Here is a 20,987-nt window from a genome sequence, read left to right on the forward strand (position 1 = left end):
TCAGGACATGACTACTGATTCAACGAACTCGCCGAGCATTTCTTCAGCCTCGGACAGGAAAGTTTCATCCCGCGGGATCTGGAAGTGCCCGCAGTCCAGCCATTCGCCGCCCATGCCCGGCTGTTCGAGTTGCGCGGCCAGTTCCACCGCCTCCTCTTCGCGGCCGAGAGTCCACCAGCAGATCGGCTGCACCGCCAGCGGCGGGCAGCGGTCGAGCTGCAACGACAACTGCTTGAGCCGGCGCGCCACGCTGAACACATGGGCCAGTTCGTCGGCCCCCAGCGCCACGTAGGTCGACGCTCCAGTCTCGGTGCCCATCGCGGTGCTGAAGATCGCGCGCAGGTTCTGCACGGTTTCTTCACCCTCGATGGTCACGTCCGAGGCGTCCGGCAGCGTGACCCGCAGGAAATCACGCAGATCGGCTCGCCAGTCATCCACCGCACCGGCATTGATCGCCGCCGACGCCACGAAGCTGTCCACCAGACCGACAAACTGCACCCGCTGCCCTTCCCGCTCAAGCTGCGCCGCCATCAGCATCGCCAGCGTACCGCCGAGCGACCAGCCCAGCAGGTGATACGGTCCCTGCGGCTGTTTCTCGCGGATCTGCGCCACGTAATCGCTGGCCATGCGTTCCAGCGACGTATCACTGAAGGCCGGGTCGAGCAACATCCGCGACTGGATCGCCAACACCTGGCGCTGACCGCTCAAGCGACGGGCCAGCGGCTCATAGTCGAACACCGTGCCGAAACCGGCATGGATGCAGAACAACGGCGCCTTGCCCTTGACCTCGGCGTTCATCGCCAGCAGTCCGGAGGTTTTCTCGGCGGAGCCCTGAACGCTGGCCACCAGCTCGCCGATGCTCGGTTTCTGCATCAGGTCGCGCAGTTTCAGGCTCAGGCCCTGAGCCTTGAGCACGCGGCTGCGGGCAACCACCTGCAGGCTGAGAATCGAATCGCCGCCCAGCTCGAAGAAGTTGTCGGTGAGGCCGACCCGTTCGATCTTCAGCACCTCCTGCCAGATCTTCGCCAGTGCCTTCTCCAGCTCGGTGCGTGGCGCCACGTAATCCTGACGCTGTTCGGCGTCCGGGTCCGGCAAGGCCTTGCGGTCGAGTTTGCCGTTCGGCGTCAGCGGCATGCGGTCGAGCAACATCAGGTGCGCAGGCACCATGTAGTCCGGCAGGCTGGCCTTGAGCTGCTCACGCAGGCGTTCGCACAGACCTGCCGATGCATCGGCACTGGCCAGCACGTAGCCGAGCAGTTGTTTGCCGCTGACGCCCTCGCGGGCGACCACGGCTGCATCGCGCACGCCCGGTTGTTGCTTGAGGCGCGCCTCGACTTCACCCAGCTCGATGCGGAAACCACGGATTTTCACCTGATGGTCGATCCGCCCCAGGTAGTCGACCGTACCGTCGGCACGCTGGCGCACCAGGTCGCCGGTGCGGTACAGACGACTGCCATCGGCGCTGAACGGGTTGGCCACGAAACGCTCGGCGGTGCCGCCGGAACGGCCCAGATAACCTCGCGCCAGCGCCCCGCCGAGATACAGCTCGCCGGCGATGCCCACCGGCAAACGGTTCAGATCGCTGTCGAGCACGTAACCGCTGCGCTCGCCGACCACACTGCCGATCGGCGCGTAGGCGGCGCCGCATTCGTCTTCGGCGCCGGCCTTCCAGATCAGCGGCGTGACCACGGTTTCGGTCGGGCCGTAGCCGTTGATGATGTACTGCGGCTTGAGCGCACGCCGGGCCAGTTCGAAGCTCGCCACCGGCACCGCGTCGCCACCGAAGCAGTAGATGCGTACCGGCGGTGGATTGCCGTGTTGCTCGGCGTGTTCGGCCAGTTGTTGCAGGTACACCGGCGGGAACGCCGCCACGGTCACGCCGTGCTGATGCATGGCGTTGTACGTCTGCTCGGCCGTCCACAGGCTGTCGTCACGGATCAGCAGGCGTGCGCCATGGGTCAGCGTGGTCAGCCAGCGCTCATGGGCGCCGTCGAAAGCGAACGACATGAAGTGCAACTCGCAATCGGCTTCGCTCATTTCATACCGCTGACCGATCGCCTGGCAGTGCATCGCCAGCGGCCCGTGGGCCACGCCGACGCCTTTTGGCAAACCGGTGGAGCCGGAGGTGTAAATCACGTACGCCAGGTTGTCCGGTTCTACCGAAACCTGTGGCGCCGTATCCAGATGAGCGCTCAGGTCCAGTCGATCCAGCTCCAGCACATGCAGGTTGTCCTGGGTCGGCATCACCTGACGCAGGCTCGAATCACTGAGCAGCAACGCGATACCGGAATCGCGCATCAGATAATTCAGGCGCTCGCGAGGATAGGTCGCGTCCAGCGGCACATAGGCACCGCCCGCCTTGAGCACCGCCAGCAGCGCGACGATCATGTTTTCGCTGCGCGGCAACGCCACGCCGACCCGCACTTCCGGGCCGACGCCTTCGGCGATCAGCGCATGGGCCAGACGATTGGCCCGAGCCTCGATCTGGCCGTAACTGAACGTTTGATCATTGAAGACTACCGCGGTTTGCTCGCCGCGTTGCGCAGCCCACTGGCCGATGCGCTGATGCACCGCCGACGCTGGCGACTGCACCGCAACCGGTGCCTTGTCCGCCACCTGCGCGGTCGGCAGGCCGATGCGGCCCAGCGGTTGCGCAGCGTCTTCGGTCAACGCAACCAGCAATCCCTCCATGTTGCTGCGAATGCCTTCGACGGTCGCCCGGTCGAAGTGCTCGCGCAGGAACATGTACTCGATCACCAGTCCTTCTTCGAGGGTGACCATAAGGTCCATCGGGAAGTTGGTCAGGCCCGCGCTGGCGCTCTCGCCAAACGTCAGCGAGTCGTCGCGCCACTCACGCAACGCCTGATCGATCGGATGGTTCTCGAACACGATGATGCTGTCGAACAGCGACTGCCCGGTGCGGCCGGCCCAACGCTGAACGTCGGACAGCGGCGTGTATTCGCGCTCGCGCATTTCCAGGTTGAAGTCCTGCAGGTCGCGCAGCCAGTCACCGACCGCCTGTTGCGCCGGCACATCCTTGATCACCGGCAAGGTGTTGATGAACAGACCGAGGATCGATTCCGACGCCGGCAGGCTCGCCGGGCGCCCGGCCACGGTAGCGCCGAAAGTCACGCTGCGCTGGCCGCTGTAACGGCTGAGCAGCATCAGCCACGCGCCCTGCACCAGCGTATTGAGGGTGACCCGCTGGGACTGGGCGAAGGCTTTGAGCTGTTCGGTGCGGGTTTGGCCCAGACGGCTGTACAGCGCTTCATGCCCGCGACCGTCACCGGTGCGCACCACCGCGTCGGCGAGGTAGGTCGGCTCGTCGAGCAGACGCAAATGTTCACGCCAGAAATCTTCGCTGGCATTGGCATCCTGCTGTTGCAGCCAGTTGATGTAGCGGCGGTACGGCACGGCTTCGGCCAACGGCTGGCCCGAATACTGGCTCAGCACCTCGCCGATCAGCTGCGAACTGCTCCAGCCATCGATCAGGATGTGGTGATAAGTCCAGATCAGTTGATAACTGTCCTCGCCCACTTGCACCAGCGTCAGGCGTTGCAGCGGCGGACGGTCGAGGTCGAACCCCTTGGCCCGTTCACTGGCGGCCAGCGCCTGCAACGCGGCTTGCGAGTGATCCTGATCACGCCAGTCGAGCAGGCTCACCGGCAGTTGCGGATCGGCGAGCACGAATTGCAGCGGCTCGGCCATGTCCTGCCAGAGAAAACCGGTGCGCAGAATGTCATGGCGACGGCTTACCGCTTCCCACGCAGCCTTGAAGCGCGCCGGTTCCAGGCCCTGCACCGGAATGCTCACCTGGTTGATATAGAGGTCGCCGTCCGGCGAATTCAGACCGAGGAACAGCATGCCCTGCTGCATCGGCGACAAGCGGTACAGCCCGTCCAGTTGCCCTTCCGGCAATGGCAGTTCGGCAATCTGCGCCTCGCTCAAGCCGTGCAGCGGCAGGTCGACCAGCGCGGCCACCGGTGCCGGGTTGCCTTCGATGGCCCGGGCACGCACGGCCAGTTGCTGGATGGTCGGTTGCTGGAACAGGTCTTTCGGGCTCAGTTCGAGGCCCTGCTGACGGGCGCGGCTGACCACCTGAATCGAGATGATCGAGTCGCCGCCCAAGGCGAAGAAACTGTCGTTGGTGCTGATCCGCTCAAGGCCCAGCACCTCTTTCCAGATCTCCACCAATGCCTGCTCGGTGGGGTTGACCGGCTCGACATGTTGCTGCGAAGCCGAAAACTCCAGCGCCGGCAGACGCTTGCGGTCGAGCTTGCCGTTGGGGCTCAGCGGCATCCGCGCCAGCCACATCCGGTGCGCCGGCACCATGTAATCCGGCAGGCTCGCGCCCAGCCAGGTCGACAGGTTCTCGTGCAGTTCATTGCGCACGGTGTCCGGAGCATCGAGCGTCGCCGGATCGCTCGGCACCAGGTACGCCACCAGTTGTTGGCTGCCCAGCACATCACGGGCAACCACGACCGCTTCACGCACGGCAGCATGCTCCATCAGCCGCGCTTCGATTTCACCGAGCTCGATCCGCAGACCGCGCAGTTTGACTTGATGGTCGATGCGCCCGACGTACTCGATCACGCCATCGGCGCGGTAACGCGCCAGATCACCGGTGCGATACATGCGCTCGCCGGCCGCGAACGGACTGGCGACAAATCGCTCGGCACTCAGCCCCGGACGACGGTGATAACCACGGGCCAGGCCGATGCCGCCGAGGTACAGCTCACCGGCCACCCCCACCGGCAGCGGATTGAGGCCGCTGTCGAGAATGAAGGTCGACAGGTTGGCAATCGGCTGACCGATCGGCACGCCATCGCGGCCTTCGTCGCGGCAGGTCCAGTGGGTCACGTCGATGGCCGCTTCGGTCGGGCCGTACAGGTTGAACAGACCGGCCTGCGGCAGTTTGGCGAACACCTGCACCTGCGCATCCACCGGCAGTGCTTCACCGCTGCAGACGATGCGCTTGAGACCGGTGCAGCTCGCAACGTTGGTGTCCTGCAGGAAGGCCTGCAGCATCGACGGCACGAAGTGCAGCGTGGTGACACGCTCGGCGTTGATCAGCGCAATCAGCTTCGCCGGATCGCGATGGTCACCCGGTGCCGCGACCACCAGCCGGGCGCCGGTCATCAGCGGCCAGAAGAATTCCCACACCGACACGTCGAAGCTGAACGGGGTTTTCTGCAGCACGGTGTCGCTGGCGTCCAGACCGTAGGCCTGTTGCATCCACATCAGGCGGTTGGTCAGGGCGCGATGGGCGTTGCCCGCCCCTTTGGGCATACCGGTGGAGCCGGAGGTGTAGATCACGTAAGCCAGGTTGCCAGCGTCGTATTCAACTTGCGGGCTATGCGTCGGCAACCCGGCGAAGTCCGCGCCGGACGGTTCCAGACACAGGGTCTGTACGCCGTCGGGAATCGGCAGGCTGGCCAGCAAGTGCGGCTGAGTCAGCAACTGGTCGATGCCGCTGTCGGCAATCATGTAGCTCAGGCGATCACGCGGGTATTCCGGGTCCAGCGGTACGTAAGCGCCGCCGGCCTTGAGGATCGCCAGCAGACCGATGACCATTTCCAGGCTGCGCTCGACCGCAATACCGACCAGCACATCCGGGCCGACCCCACGGGCGATCAAGCCATGGGCCAGCTGGTTGGCGCGGGCATTGAGCTGCGCGTAGCTCAGGCTCTGGCCGGCAAACACCAGCGCCGGTGCGTCCGGGGTGCGCAGGGCCTGGGCTTCGATCAGGGTGTGTACGCCCTGCTCCAGCGGATAGTCGACGGCGGTGGCGTTCCACTGCTCGACCGTCAAACGGCGGTCGGCGCTGTCGAGCAGATCCAGCGTACCGAGCAAGGCCTCGCCCGACTGCACCATCTGCTGCAACAGGTTGTGCAGTTGCGCGCTCAATTGCTCGATCACCGAATCGGTGAAGTGCCCGCGCTGGTAGCTGTAGTGCAGCGACAGCTCATCGCTGACGTTCACCGCCAAGGTCAATGGATAGTTGGTCTGCTCGTGGTTGTCGATGCCACCGAAACGCAACTCCTGCGGCGCGCCCTGCTCCAGGGCCTGAGACACGGGATAGTTTTCGAACACCAGAATGTTGTCGAACAGCGCTTCACCGCTCTGCCCGGCCCAGCGCTGAATATCGAACAACGGCGTGTGTTCGTGCTCGCGCAGGCCGATGTTCTGCGCCTGTACACGCTGCAACCACTGGCCGACGCTGTCGTCCGGACGCGGGCTGGCGATCACCGGCAAGGTGTTGATGAACAGGCCGATCTGCTGCTCGACCCCCTTGAGTTCGGTCGGACGCCCGGCCACGGTGGCGCCGAACGCCACGCTGTCCTGCCCGGTCAGGCGCTGCAACAGCAGCAGCCATGCGGCCTGAAGCAAGGTGTTGAGGGTGACCTTCTGCTGCCGGGCGAACTCGCCCAGACGCCGGGTCTGATCGGCATCGATGAACACGTAGCGCTCACCATGACCTTCACGCGACTCGTCGCTGCGCTGGGCCTGAATCGCCTGGGCCAGACGGGTCGGCTCCTGCAGGTTGGCCAGTTGCGCGGTCCAGTAGTGTTCGCTGACGCTGGCGTCCTGACGTTGCAACCATTCGATGTAGTCGCGATAACGCCCGGCGGGCGCCGGCAGGGTTTCACCGGCATAACGCTGGAGGACTTCACCGAGCAACTGTGAGTTGCTCCAGCCGTCCATCAGGATGTGGTGGTTGGTGTAAATCAGGTGACAACGCCGCTCATCCAGACGCATCACGACCATGCGCAGCAGCGGGCCGTGGCTCAGATCGAAACCTTGCGCCTGCTCGCTCGCGGCCAACTGATCCAGGGCTGCCGGATCGGCACTGCGATCACGCCAGTCGAGCACGCTGAACGGCATCTCCAGTTGTTTGTGCACCACCTGCACCGGACGCGCCACCTGGCCTTGCCAGACAAAACTGGTGCGCAGGATGTCGTGGTTGTCCACCGCCGCTTGCCAGGCCTGCCGGAAGCGCTGCGGGTCGAGGCCTTCGACGTCGAGGCGAACCTGGTTGATGTAATCGCCGGTCGCCTGCTCATACAGGCTGTGGAACAGCATGCCCTGCTGCATTGCCGACAGCGGATAGATGTCGGCGATCTGCGCGACCGGCAGCGGCAGGCTGTCGAGTTGCGTCTGGGTCAGGCCGGCCAGCGGGAAGTCCGACGGGGTCAGGCCTTCCACGCCCGGCGTCAGGCAATGGGCGATCAGCGCGGCCAGCTCATCGGCGTAGTCGCGGGCCAGGGCTTCAATGGTGGCGCGGTCGAAACGTTCTTCACTGAAGGTCCAGCCAACGCTCAGTTCACCGCCATACACCTGACCATTGAGGGTCAGCCAGTTACCCAGCGGTGCATCCAGGCTCTGCTCCAGGCCGGCATTGTCCGGCGCCGGCGCGAACAGCGCGCCGTCATCGGCTTCGAAACTGCCGTCGAACTGGCCAAGGTAGTTGAAGGTGATGCGCGGAGTCGGCAACGCCTTCAGGCTGTTTTGCGCGTCGGCATCACCGAGGTGACGCAACGCCCCGAAACCGATGCCTTTGTTCGGGATCGAGCGCAGCTGTTCCTTGATCTGCTTGATCGACTCCCCCGCGCCCTCGGCCGGGGTCAGGCGCACCGGGAACAGGCTGGTGAACCAGCCCACGGTACGGGTCAGGTCGACACCGTCGAACAGCTCTTCGCGACCATGGCCTTCCAGTTGAATCAGCGTCGACGCCTGCCCGCTCCAGCGCCCGATCACCCGGGCCAGCGCCGTCAGCAACAGGTCGTTGACCTGAGTGCGATAGGCCGCCGGGGCTTCTTGCAGCAACTGCCGGGTCAATTCCGCGCCGAGGCGGGTCTGCACGGTGTGCGCCAGACAGTTTTGCTGGCCGGCATCGCTGCGCTTGCACGGCAGATCGGTGCTGACGTCGCTCAGGCAGGCCTGCCAGTACGCCAGTTCTTCCTGCAACGCCGGGCCATTGGCGTAGCGCTGCAAGTGTTCGCTCCAGTCCTTGAAGGCGCTGGTCTTGGCCGGCAGGCTCGGGGCCTGACCGCTGAGGGCTTGCTGATAAGCGGTTTGCAAGTCTTCCAGCAGAATCCGCCATGACACGCCGTCCACCGCCAGGTGGTGGATCACCAGCAACAGGCGTTGGCTGCCATCGGCCAGATTCGCCAGCACCGCCCGCAACAGCGGGCCGTTTTGCAGGTCGAGGCTGCGCTGGGCGCGGTTGCCCAAGGCTTCGAGATCCGCGATGTCGGCAATGCTTTCCTGCCAGAGCAGGCTTTGCGGCAACGCATCGACCGACAGGTGTTCGGCCTGCCAGCCGCTGCCCTGCTGACGGAAGCTCAGACGCAAGGCATCGTGATGGATGACCAGTGCACGCAACGCCTGCTCGACCTGTTCGGCCGCCAGCGATTGGCGTGGTTTGAGCAGCACCGACTGGTTCCAGTGGTGGCGCTCGGGAATGTCATCTTCGAAGAACTGCTGCTGGATCGGCAACAGCAACGCCGGCCCGGTGACCGCTTGCTGATCGACGGTCGATGCGCTGCCGCCGGTCTGCGCGACCAGCGCCAGACGCTGCACGGTCTGGTGCTGGAACAGGTCTTTGGGGTTCAGACGGATGCCGGCCTGACGGGCGCGGCTGACCACCTGGATCGAGATGATCGAATCGCCGCCCAGCTCGAAGAAGTTGTCGTTCAGGCCGACTTGCGGCAGCTTCAGCACGTCCTGCCAGATCTCGGCCAGGCGCTGTTCCAGTTCGCTTTGCGGGGCCTGATAGGCCTGCTGCGCCTGGCTGGCGTCCGGGGATGGCAAGGCACTGCGATTGAGTTTGCCGTTGGCGGTCAGCGGCAATTGTTCGAGCAGCAGCAAGTGCGCCGGGAGCATGTGATCCGGCAGGGTTTCCTTGAGTGCGGCCCGCACGCTGTCACGCCACTGGCCCTGTTCGGCAGCGTCGGCGTCGAGCAATGCAACATCACTCGGCACCAGGTACGCCACCAGTTGCTGACCACTGAGGCCCGGTTGCGTCAGCACCACCGCCTGACGCACGGCGGCCTGTTCGAGCAACTGCGCTTCGATCTCACCGAGTTCGATGCGGAAGCCGCGAATCTTCACCTGATGGTCGATCCGCCCGATGTATTCGATCACGCCGTCGGCGCGATAACGCGCCAGGTCACCGGTGCGGTACAGACGCCCGCCATCGGCGGCGAACGGATCGGGAATGAAGCGCAGCGTGGTCAGATCCGGGCGGTTCAGGTAACCGCGAGCCAGGCCGGCGCGACCGACGTACAGCTCGCCGATGCAGCCCTCGGCCACCGGGTTCAGGTCACCGTCCAGCAAGTACCAGGACAAGTCCGGAATCGGCTCGCCGATGGGGCTGCCGGCATCGCGTTGCAGGTCGGCCAGGGAGATCGGCCGGTAGGTCACGTGAACCGTGGTTTCGGTGATGCCGTACATGTTGATCAGTTGCGGGGCCTGATCGCCGAAGCGCTCGAACCATGGGCGCAGGCTCTTCACCTCCAGCGCCTCGCCGCCGAACACCACGTAACGCAGGCACGGTTGCGCCGCCGCGTGTTCCGGAGCGCACGCCACTTGCATCAATTGCTTGAATGCCGATGGCGTCTGGTTGAGGACGGTGACGTCTTCACGGCACAGCAAGCCGTAGAAATCCTCCGGCGAACGGCTGGTCTCGTAAGGCACCACCACCAGTCTGCCGCCGTACAGCAGCGCACCGAAAATCTCCCAGACCGAGAAGTCGAACGCGTAGGAATGGAACAGGCTCCAGACATCCTGCGGGCCGAAATCGAACCAGCCATCGGTGGCCTTGAACAGGCGCAGCACGTTGTGATGGGCGAGCAAAGTGCCTTTCGGCTGACCGGTGGAACCGGAGGTGTAGATCACGTAAGCCAGGTTGTCCGGGCTCATCGACATTTGCGGGTCGCTGTCGCTGAAACCTTCGAAGCCGTCGTGCTCCTGATCGAGCATCAGGCTGCGCACCGAGTCGGGCACCGGCAGACGACCCAGCAGATGACTTTGGGTCAGCAGCAGAGCGATGCCGCTGTCGCCGATCATGTAGGCCAGACGATCTTCCGGATACGTCGGGTCGAGCGGCACATAGGCGCCGCCGGCCTTGAGAATCGCCAGCAGGCCGACGAGCATTTCCAGGCTGCGCTCCACCGCCAGTCCGACGCGCACGTCCGGCCCGACACCATTGGCAATCAGCTTGTGGGCCAACTGGTTGGCGCGGCTGTTGAGCTCGCCATAGCTCAGTGTCTGTTCACCATAAGTGACGGCGATTGCTTGCGGCGCACGCGCGGCCTGCGCCTCGATCAGTTGATGCAAGCACGCTTCGCTCGGGAAATCGGCGACGGTCGGGTTCCATTGCAGCAGCGTGGCCTGACGTTCGGCGGCGTCATGCAGCGGCAGCTCGGCGATGCGCTGACCACAATCCGCGATGATGCCGTGCAACAGATTCGTCCAGTGCTGCGCCAGACGCCCCATGGTGTCCGCGTCGAACAGGTCGGTGGCGTAGGTCAGTTCGGCCCAGACGTTGTCCGTCGATTCGAAGGTGTCGAGGGTCAGGTCGAACTGCGCGGTGTGCGACACCCAGCTCAGGCCTTCGATCTCGATCTTCGACAGACGCGTCGCGCCTTGTGCCCGACGGGCCTGGCTCTGGTGGTTGTGCAGCACCTGGAACAGCGGGCTGTGGCTGAGGCTGCGCTCCGGTTGCAACGCGTCCACCAGTTGCTCGAACGGCAGGTCCTGATGGGCCTGGGCGCCGAGCACGGTGCGCTTCACCTGCTGCAACAGACTGCGGAAGGTCTGCTGACTGTCAAACTCGGCCTTCAGCACCTGGGTGTTGACGAAAAAGCCGATCAAGCCTTCGGTCTCGACCCGGTTGCGGTTGGCCACCGGCACGCCGACGCGAATGTCGGTCTGACCGCTGTAGCGATGCAGCAGGGTCTGGAACGACGCCAGCAGCAGCGCGAACAAGGTGACGTTTTCCCTTTGCGCGACCTGTTTCAGGCCGGCGACCAGTTCCGCGCTCAGCGGGATGTCCTGACGTGCGCCCCGGTAGCTTTGCTCCGGCGGACGCGGACGGTCGGTCGGCAGTTCCAGCAACGGTTGATCGCCGTCGCCCAGTTGCGCGGTCCAGTAGCTCAGTTGTCGCTCGCGCTCACCGGCGTCCATCCACTGGCGCTGCCACACGGCGTAGTCGGCGTACTGCACCGGCAACGCCGGCAATTGCGCAGTCTTGCCTTCGCTGTACGCGGCATACAGCGCCACCAGTTCGTTGACCATGATGCCCATCGACCAGCCGTCGGAGACGATGTGGTGCAAGGTGATGATCAGTGCGTGGTCATCGGCGGCCAGGCGCAGCAGTTTGACCCGCAGCAGCGGGCCCTTCTGCAGATCGAACAGATGCAGGGTTTCTTCGGCGACCAACGCTCGCAATGCGGACTCATCCAGCTCGCTGTCGAGGCTTTCGACAGCGAGCTCCAGCGAAGCCTGCGCCTGGATCACTTGCAGGGTCTGGCCTTGCTCTTGCACAAAGCAGGTGCGCAGGGATTCGTGGCGGGCGATCAGTGCATCGAAGCTGCGCTGCAACGCCGGCAGGTCCAGCTCACCGCGCAGGCGCAGCGCCGCCGGCACGTGGTAGGCGGTGCTGGTCGGTTCCAGTTGCCAGAGGAACCACTGGCGTTCCTGAGCGTAGGACAGGGTCAACGGTTGCAGACGCGGCAGCGCCACGAGCGGCGGCTCCTGCTGCGCCTGCTCGACCCCGAGGGCGGCGACGAAGTCTGCCAGGGTGCTGTGTTCGAACAGGGTGCGCAACGGCACTTGCACATTGAGCGCCTGACGCACCCGCGAGACGACCTGGGTCACCAACAGCGAATGGCCGCCCAGCTCGAAGAAATGGTCACTCAGCCCAACCTGTTCCAGTTTCAGCACCGCCTGCCAGATCTCGGCGACGGTGTGCTGGGTGGCGGTCTGCGGCGCGATCCAGGCCGACTGCATCTGACTGGCGTCCGGCGCCGGCAAGGCCTTGCGGTCGACCTTGCCGTTGGGGGTCAGCGGCAGTTGCGCGAGGAACAGCACGTGCGCCGGCACCATGTACTCCGGCAGTTCAGCCTTGAGGCTGGTCTTGAGCGCGGCGCGCAACGCGGCTTCGCCCTCGGCGTCCAGCGCTTCGCCGGACGCCGGCACCACGTAGCCCACCAGTTGCGGGCCGGTCGGGCCATCCTGAGCGGCCACCACCGTTTCGCGCACGCTGTCGAGCGCCAGCAGGCGCGCTTCGATTTCCCCCAGCTCGATGCGGAAACCACGGATTTTCACCTGATGGTCGATCCGTCCGATGTATTCGATCACGCCCTCGGCGCGGTAACGGGTCAGGTCACCGGTGCGATACAGACGCTCGCCGGTGGTCGAGAACGGGTCCGGCACAAAGCGTTCGGCGGTCAATGCCGGACGCTGGAAGTACCCCCGGGCCAGACCGTCACCACCGATCAACAGTTCGCCCGGTGCGCCGGGCGGATTGAGTTCCAGATCGCTGCCGAGGATGTACAACGCCGTGTTGTCGATCGGCTTGCCGAGGAACGGACGGCCGTTGTCCGGGCTCAGCGGATGCAATGCTGACCAGATGGTGGTTTCGGTCGGACCGTAGAGGTTCCAGACCAGCGGCGAACGCGCCAGCATGCGTTGCGCCAGCTCCTGGGGCAGCGCTTCACCGCCGCAGAGGAAGATGCGGCCATCGAGAATCGCGGCGTGTTCGTTGTCCAGCAGCATGCGCCAGGTCGAAGGCGTGGCTTGCAGCATCGTCACGCCGTGGCGGGCGATCAGTTCGAGCACCGCTTGCGGATCCTGATGCACATCCTTGCCGGTCAGCACCACGGCGGCGCCGGCCAGCAGCGGGCCGTAGATTTCCAGGCCGAAAATATCGAAGGAGAACGTGGTCAGCGACAGCATGCGATCCGCCGCAGCGATGCCCGGTTGCCCGACCATGCTCGCGACGAAGTTGCTCAGGGCGGCGTGGCGCACCATGACGCCCTTGGGCTTGCCGGTAGAGCCGGAGGTGTAAATCGTGTAGGCCAGATGCTCGCCGGTCACGGCCACCTCAGGCGCTGCGGTCGGGTACGCCGCCAGCCAGTCCTGTGGTTGATCCAGCAACACCGTGGCCAGACCCGCCGGGATCGGCAGTTGCATCTGCAAGTGCGCCTGGGTCAGCAGCAGTTCTAGGCCACTGTCCTCGATCATGTAGGCCAGACGATCTTCCGGGTAGGCCGGGTCCAGCGGTACATAAGCACCGCCGGCCTTGAGGATCGCCAGCAGGCCGACGATCATTTCGACGCTGCGCTCGACCGCGATGCCCACCAGCCGATCCGGGCCGACGCCCAGCTCGATCAATTTGTGCGCGAGCTGGTTGGCGCGGGCGTTCAACTGGCCGTAAGTCAGCACAGCCTCGCCAACGATCAGCGCGGTGGCTTCAGGGGTTCGCTCGGCCTGCAAAGCAATGCGTTGCTGCACGCACGGGGCCGGCGCAGCGTGATCGACCACGCGTTTCCAGTCCTGCAACAACACTTGATGTTCGGTGGTTTCCAGCAGCGGCAGTTCGCCGACGCGCTGGTGCGGCGCGGCGACAATGCCGTGCAACAGGTTCAGCCAGTGACGCGCCAGGCGTTCGATGGTTTGCGGCTTGAACAGGTCGGTGGCGTAAGTCAGCTCCGCCGCCACGCCGTCGCCGGATTCGTAGGTGCCGAGGGTCAGGTCGAACTGCGCGGTGCGGCCCTCCCAGACGATGTCCTCGACACTCAGTTGCGGCAGTTGCACCTGACTCTGACGCCGGGTCTGGTCGTTGACCGCCTGGTGGTTGTACATCACCTGGAACACCGGGCTGTGGCTCAGGCTGCGTTCCGGTTGCAGGGCTTCGATCAGTTGCTCGAACGGCAGGTCCTGATGGGCCTGGGCAGCCACCGCCGACTGCTTGACCTGGGCCAGCAATTGATTGAACGGCAGTTGTCCGTGGACGTCCGCGCTCAAGACCTGGGTGTTGACGAAGAAGCCGATCAGGCCTTCGGTTTCCACCCGGTTGCGGTTGGCAGTCGGCACGCCGACGCGGATCTGCAACTGGCCGCTGTAGCGATGCAGCAAGGCCTGGAACGATGCCAGCAGCACCATGAACAGGCTGGCGCCTTCGCGCTGGGCCAGTTGCTTGAGGGCATCACTCAACGCGGTCGGCAGGTTCAGATCGAGGCGTGCACCCCGGAAACTCTGCACCGCCGGGCGCGGATGATCGATCGGCAACTCCAGCACCGGCTGTTCGCCGCCAAGGGTGTCGATCCAGTATTTCAGTTGCCGTTCACGCTCGCCGGCCTCCAGCCAGTGGCGTTGCCAGATCGCGTAGTCGGCGTACTGCACCGCAAGCGGCGGCAGGTTCAGGGACTGGCCGCCGGTGTCGGCGGCGTAATGTTTGATCAGCTCGCCCACCAGCACTTGCATCGACCAGCCATCGGAGATGATGTGGTGCTGGATCAGCGCCAGCACATGATCGTCTTCGCCGACCTTGAGCAATGACACTCGCAACAACGGACCCTGTTGCAGATTGAACGGGCGCGCGGTTTCGTGCTCGACGAAAGCCTTGATCGCGGCGTCGGCGTCCTCGCCGGGCGCCAGCGCCTCGACGGTGATGCTCAGCGGCATCTGCTCGTGAACCTGCTGGCAAAAGGTTTCACCCTGCTCGACGAACGTGGTGCGCAGGCTTTCGTGGCGGGCAACCACCGCGTTGAAACTGCGTTCCAGCGCCGCGACATCCAGCATGCCCTTCAAGCGCAAGGCGCTGGGGATGTGGTACGCGGTGCTGTGCGGGTCCATCTGCCACAGGAACAACTGGCGTTCCTGGGCGTAGGACAGCGGGATCGCCTCGAAGCTTGAGCGAGTTTCCGGAATCGGCAGGTTGGCCGGCGAGACGCCCTCTTCGAGCATCTTTTCCAGGTAGAGCTTACGTTTGTCCAGCGGCAGAGTGATAAAGCGCTTGGCAATCCTCAAAGCAACACTCGTGTCCATCAGAACTCCTCCATTTCGTCAAGCAGGGCTTCCAGCTTGTTCAGTTTCTGTTCGTTGATTGCCCCGCCTCCTGTATCGAGTCGAGCGACAAAGTCGCCCAGGACGGGGTGCTGGAATAGCAGTTGCGGCGTCAACGTCAGGCCCAGTTCAAGGGCGATGCGCGACACGACATTGACCGCCAGCAGCGAGTGCCCGCCGAGTTCGAAGAAATGGTCGTTCAGACCGATGCGTTCCACGGTGAGCACTTGCTGCCAGATTGCCGCGACCTGTTGTTCGAGCTCCGATTGCGGCGCGACATATGCGGCCTGCATCTGGCTGGCATCCACCGTCGGCAGCGCCTTGCGGTCGAGCTTGCCGTTGGGAGTCAGGGGCAACTGCTCGAGGAACAGCAGGTGCGCGGGAATCATGTAGTCAGGTAACGAAGACTTGAGGCCAGTCTTTAGTCCGTCGCGCCGTTGTCGCTGCGCTTCACCGTCGTACACGTCCAGTTGCGCAGCGACCACGTAGGCCACCAGTTGCGCGCCGCCGTCGGCCTCGACCGCCAGCACGGCCGCCTCGCTGATGCCCGGTTGCGCCAGCAGGCGTGCTTCGATTTCACCCAGTTCGATACGGAAACCGCGGATTTTCACCTGATGGTCGATCCGGCCCATGTACTCCAGTTCGCCGTCTTCGCGCTGACGGATCAGGTCACCGGTGCGATAGAGGCGCTCGCCGTTGCGGGCGAACGGATGGGGCACGAACTTCTCGGCAGTCATCGCCGCTTTGCCCAGATAACCGCGTGTGACGCCGGCGCCGGACAGATACAGTTCGGCCGACACGCCTTGCGGCACCGCTTGCAGATCGGCATCGAGCAAATGACTGGCGGAGTGATCCAGGGCCCGACCGATGCGTGCCTGACCACCGGCAGTGCGGCGGGTCCAGGTCGAGTAAGTGGTGTCTTCCGAAGGGCCGTACAGGTCGTAGACATGCTCGATGTCCGGCTGCTGATAGAGCGTGTCCACCAGCCCTTGCTTGAGCGGCTCGCCCGCCAGGTTGATGATCCGCACGCCCGGCGGAATCTGCCCGGCCCGTTGCAGCGCGTTGATCGCCGACGGCACGGTGTTGATCAGGCGCACCTGATCCCGCGCCGGCAGTTGCGGCAGTTCCAGCGCGTTGCGGGCGATGATCAGCGAGCCGCCGTTGGCCAGAGTCACAAACAGCTCCCACACCGACAGGTCGAAGCACACCGAGGTCGAGGCCAGCACGCCCTGGATGTCTTCGCGGCGGTAGACCTTGGCCGACCAGTCGATCAGCGCCATGACGTTGCGATGGGCAATCGCCACGCCTTTCGGCTTGCCGGTGGAGCCGGAGGTGTAGATCACGTAGGCGAGGTTGTCCGGTATCACTGCGGTTTGCGGTGCCTGATCCGGATAGCCGTGCAGTTCAACTTGATCCAGCAACAACACTTGCGTGTCGGACGGCACGGCCAACGTGGCAGCCAGTTCCTGCTCCGTCAGCAGCACTCGCGCACGGCTGTCTTCGAGCATGTACGCCACGCGGTCAGCCGGGTAGTCCGGGTCCAGTGGCACGTAGGCGCCGCCGGCCTTGAGGACCGCCAGCAAGGCAATCAGCAACTGCTCGGAACGTGGCAATGCCACGCCCACCCGCACTTCCGGGCCGACGCCGAGTTCGATCAGCTTGTGCGCGAGGCGGTTGGCCCGCACATCCAGTTCGGCGTAGGTCAACTGCGTGTCGGCGAAGGTGACGGCCAGCGCATTCGGGGTTGCGGCCACCTGACGGGCGATGCTCTGGTGGATGCACAGGTCGGTGACAAAATCGCTGTGAACCGTAGCCGTTTCGAGCAGATGCAACTCGCTGAGCGAGCGCTCGCCCGCCTCGGTCATTTGCTCAAGCAGACGCTGCAAGTGCGCGCCCAGTTGCGCCACGCTGGCATCGGCGAAGCTGTCGCGCTGATAGCTGAAGTGCACCGACAGTTCGACCCCCAGATGCACCAGCAGGGTCAACGGGTAGTTGGTCTGCTCGTGGTTCTCCACCGGACCGAATCGCAGGCCTTGCGGTGCGCCGTGCTCCAGCGCTTCGGCGATCGGGTAGTTCTCGAACACCATCAGGCTGTCGAACAGCGCGTCACCGCCCTGCCCGGCCCAGCGCTGGATCTGCGCCAGCGGCGTGTGTTCGAACTCGCGCAGCGCCAGGTTCTGCGCCTGCACGGCCTGCAGCCAGCTGGCCAGGCTCTGCTGCGCTTGCGGCGCGGCGATCACCGGCAAGGTGTTGATGAACAGACCGACCTGCTGCTCGGCCCCCGGCAGATCCGCCGGACGCCCGGCGACAGTGGCGCCGAACGCCACGCAATCCTTGCCGGTGTAGCGTTGCAACAGCAGCAGCCAGGCAGCTTGCACCAGGGTGTTGACGGTGACTTTCGAGGCCCGGGCGAACTCGCCCAGACGCTGGGTCAGACCGGCATCGAGTACCTGGAAATGATCGCCGTAACCGGCACTCGGCAGACCGGCATTCGGCCGCGCAATGGCATCGGCCAGACGGGTCGGCTCCTGCAGGTTGCCCAGCGCCGCCAGCCAGAAGGCTTCGGCGGTTGCAGCATCCTGACGCTGCAGCCAGGCAATGTAATCGCGGTAACGCCCGGTCGGACGCGGCACCGCTTCGCCGCTGTAGTGCTGCAACACTTCACCGAGCAACTGCGCGCTGCTCCAGCCGTCCATCAGGATGTGATGGTTGGTGTAGATCAGGTGATGCCGGTTTTCGGCGACGCGCACCAGCACCAGCCGCAGCAACGGTGCGCGGGTCAGGTCCAGGCCTTGGGCACGTTCGTCATCGGCGAGTTTTTTCAGTGCGGCATCGAGGTCGGCCTGGCCGCTCCAGTCGAGTACGCGGAACGGCACGTCGAGCTGACGCTGCACCACTTGCAGCGGCTGCTCCAGATCACCCTGCCAGACGAATCCGGTACGCAGGATGTCATGGGCATCCACCACCGCTTGCCACGCGGCGCGGAAACGCTGCGGGTCGACGCCATCGACGTCCAGGCGCATCTGGTTGATGTAGTCGCCGTTGCCGTGTTCGAGCAAGGTGTGGAACAGCATGCCCTGCTGCATCGGCGACAGCGGGTAGATGTCGTCGATGGCCTGCGGTTGCGGCGCCAGCACGTCGAGCTGGGCCTGGGTCAGGGTCGCCAGCGGGAAGTCCGACGGGGTCACGCCACGGTTGGCGCGGTCACAGCAATGGGCAATCAGGGCGGTCAGTTCTTGCAGATAGTCGTCGGCCAGGCGCTGGATGGTCGCCGGCTCGAACATCTCGCGGCTGAAGGTCCAGCTCAGGTCCAGCTCGCCGTTGAACACCTTGCCGTCGAGGGCCAGCGGGCTGCCCAGCGGCCCCTGCATATTCACTTCTTCGCCACCGGACTCGCTGGTCGGCACGAACAGCGCAGCGTCGCCGGCCTCGAAACTGCCGTCGAACTGGCCCAGGTAGTTGAAGGTCAGGCGCGGCGTCGGCAGCGCTTGCAGGGTCGCCCGGGCGTGGTCGTCGCCCAGGTGCGCGAGAGCGCCGAAGCCGATGCCTTTGTTCGGGATCGCCCGCAGTTGTTCCTTGATCTGCTTCAGCGAGGTGCCGAGGTCAGCGACCGGGGTCAGCTTTGCCGGGAACAGGCTGGTGAACCAGCCCACGGTGCGGGTCAGATCGACGTGATCAAACAAGTCTTCGCGACCGTGCCCTTCCAGTTGCACCAGCACATGGTCGTCGCCGGTCCAGCGCACCATCACCCGGGCCAATGCGGTCAGCAACAGGTCGTTGACCTGAGTGCGGTAGGCCGCCGGGGCTTCCTGCAACAGCTGGCGGGTCAGGGTTTTGTCCAGCGGCGTGCGGATCGCCATGGCCTGGCAATGCTGCTGACCACCCTGCGGGTTGTCGCACGGCAATGCATTCGATGTGCCTTGCAGTTGCTGTTGCCAGTAGCCCAGCTCGGCTTGCAACGGCGCACTGCCGGCGTAGTCCTGCAAGGCTTCGGCCCAGGCTTTCACCGCACTGGTCCTGGCCGGCAGGTGTAAGGCTGCACCCGACTGAATCTGCCGGTAAGCGCTTTGCAGGTCTTCGAACAGAATCCGCCACGACACGCCATCCACCACCAGGTGATGAACCACCAGCAGCAGACGCTGGCTGCCATCGGCAAGGTTCGCCAGCACCGCGCGGATCAGCGAACCGTCGCTCAGTTGCAGGCTGCGCTGGGCCTTGTTGCCGAGGACTTCGAGGGCCGCCAGATCGGCGACCTCGACCTGCCACAACACGGTTTCGCCTGCCTGGTTTTCGATATCGCGGTACTGCGCCGTCCAGCCCCGGGCCTGCTCGACAAACGCCAGGCGCAAGCTGTCGTGATGCGCCACCACGGCATCCAGCGCCTGCTCAAGAACAGCCGCATCCAACGCTTGAGTGGTCTTGAGCATCACCGACTGGTTCCAGTGATGACGGTCAGGAATCGACTGCGCGAAGAACCACTGATGAATCGGCAGCAACGCGGTTTCACCGGTCACCGGTTGCTGATCGATCGGCTGCACCGCTTCGCCGGTCTGCACCACATTGGCCAGCGCCTGAATGGTCTGGTGCTGGAACAGGTCTTTCGGGGTGAAGCGCAATCCGGCCTGACGGGCACGGCTGACCACCTGGATCGAGATGATCGAATCGCCGCCCAGCTCGAAGAAGTTGTCGGTCAGACCGACGCGCTCCAGCTTCAGCACGTCCTGCCAGATCGTTGCCAGTTGCTGCTCCAGCGCGCTTTGCGGTGCCACGTAGGTTTGCTGCAACTGACTGACGTCAGGCTTCGGCAGGTTCTTGCGATCGAGTTTGCCGTTCGGTGTCAGCGGCATGCGCTCGAGGGTCAGCACGTAGGCCGGCACCATGTGCGCCGGCAATGTGGCCTTGAGTTGCGCTCGCAATTGCTCGGCGAAATCCGTCTGTTGCGAGTCGCCGACCACATACGCCACCAGTCGTTTGCTGCCGGCGCTTTCCTGCGCCACGACCACCGCTTCGCGCACCCCATCGAGGGCTTGCAGACGGGCTTCGATCTCGCCCAGTTCGATACGGAAACCCCGGATCTTTACCTGATTGTCGATACGCTCCAGGTAATCGAAGGTGCCGTCAGGGCGCTGGCGCACCAGGTCGCCGGTGCGGTACAGCACACCACCGGTCGTGCTGAACGGATCCGCCACAAAGCGCTCGGCGGTCATCGCCGGGCGATTCAGGTAACCCCGGGCCACGCCGCTGCCACCGAGGTACAACTCGCCGGCCATACCTTGGGGCAGCAGGTTCAGATCGGCGTCGAGCACGTAGGCGCTGCGGTCGCCGATGCGGCTGCCGATCGGCGCATAGGCGGCGCCGCACGGCACTTCGCGACCGGCCTTCCAGATCAGCGGTGTGACCACGGTTTCGGTCGGGCCGTAACCGTTGATGATGTATTCCGGGTTCAGCGCACGTTTGACCCGTTCGAAGCTGGCGCTCGGCACCGCATCGCCGCCAAAGCAGTAGATGCGCACCTGCGGCGGATTGCCCACGCGCTCGGCGTGTTCGGCCAGCTGTTGCAGGTACACCGGCGGGAACGCGGCCACGGTCACGCCGTGTTCGATCATCGCGTTATAGGTCTGCTCCGGGGTCCACAGGCTGTCGTCGCGGATCAGCAGCGAGCCGCCGTGGGTCAGGCTGGTCAGCCAGCGCTCATGGGCGCCGTCGAAGGCGAACGACATGAAATGGAATTCGCAATCGCTGTCGCGCATTTCGTAGCGCTCGCCGATGGCCTGGCAGTGCATCGCCAGCGGCCCGTGGGTGACGCTGACACCTTTCGGGTTGCCGGTGGAACCGGAGGTGTAGATCACGTAGGCCAGATTGTCCGGATCCAGCGCCACCACCGGCGCCTGTGCCGAATGGCCGCTGAGGTC

General features: G+C 64.7%; 2 protein-coding genes (1 of these 2 cut by a window edge). Both read right to left on the reverse strand.

Annotation, left to right across the window (positions count from 1 at the left end):
* Complete coding sequence (locus BBF94_RS02235) at window positions 1-15,057, reverse strand: non-ribosomal peptide synthetase (protein ID WP_082302352.1); 15,057 nt, start codon at window positions 15,055-15,057, stop codon at window positions 1-3.
* On the reverse strand, window positions 15,057-20,987 hold the 3' end of the coding sequence (locus BBF94_RS02240; protein WP_065257430.1) for a non-ribosomal peptide synthetase. It continues 6,480 nt past the right edge of the window; the window shows 5,931 of its 12,411 coding nt (coding positions 6,481-12,411); its start codon lies beyond the right edge, outside the window — the gene reads right to left on this strand; its stop codon occupies window positions 15,057-15,059. The genes BBF94_RS02235 and BBF94_RS02240 overlap by 1 nt, the downstream gene beginning before the upstream one ends.

Origin of the sequence: Pseudomonas bananamidigenes (assembly GCF_001679645.1) — a bacterium.
GTDB lineage: Bacteria > Pseudomonadota > Gammaproteobacteria > Pseudomonadales > Pseudomonadaceae > Aquipseudomonas > Aquipseudomonas bananamidigenes.

What these genes read in the sequence shown, in the direction of transcription:
- BBF94_RS02235 (WP_082302352.1), bottom strand. Translation starts at nt 15,057, where the DNA reads ATGGACACGAGTGTTGCTTTGAGGATTGCCAAGCGCTTTATCACTCTG.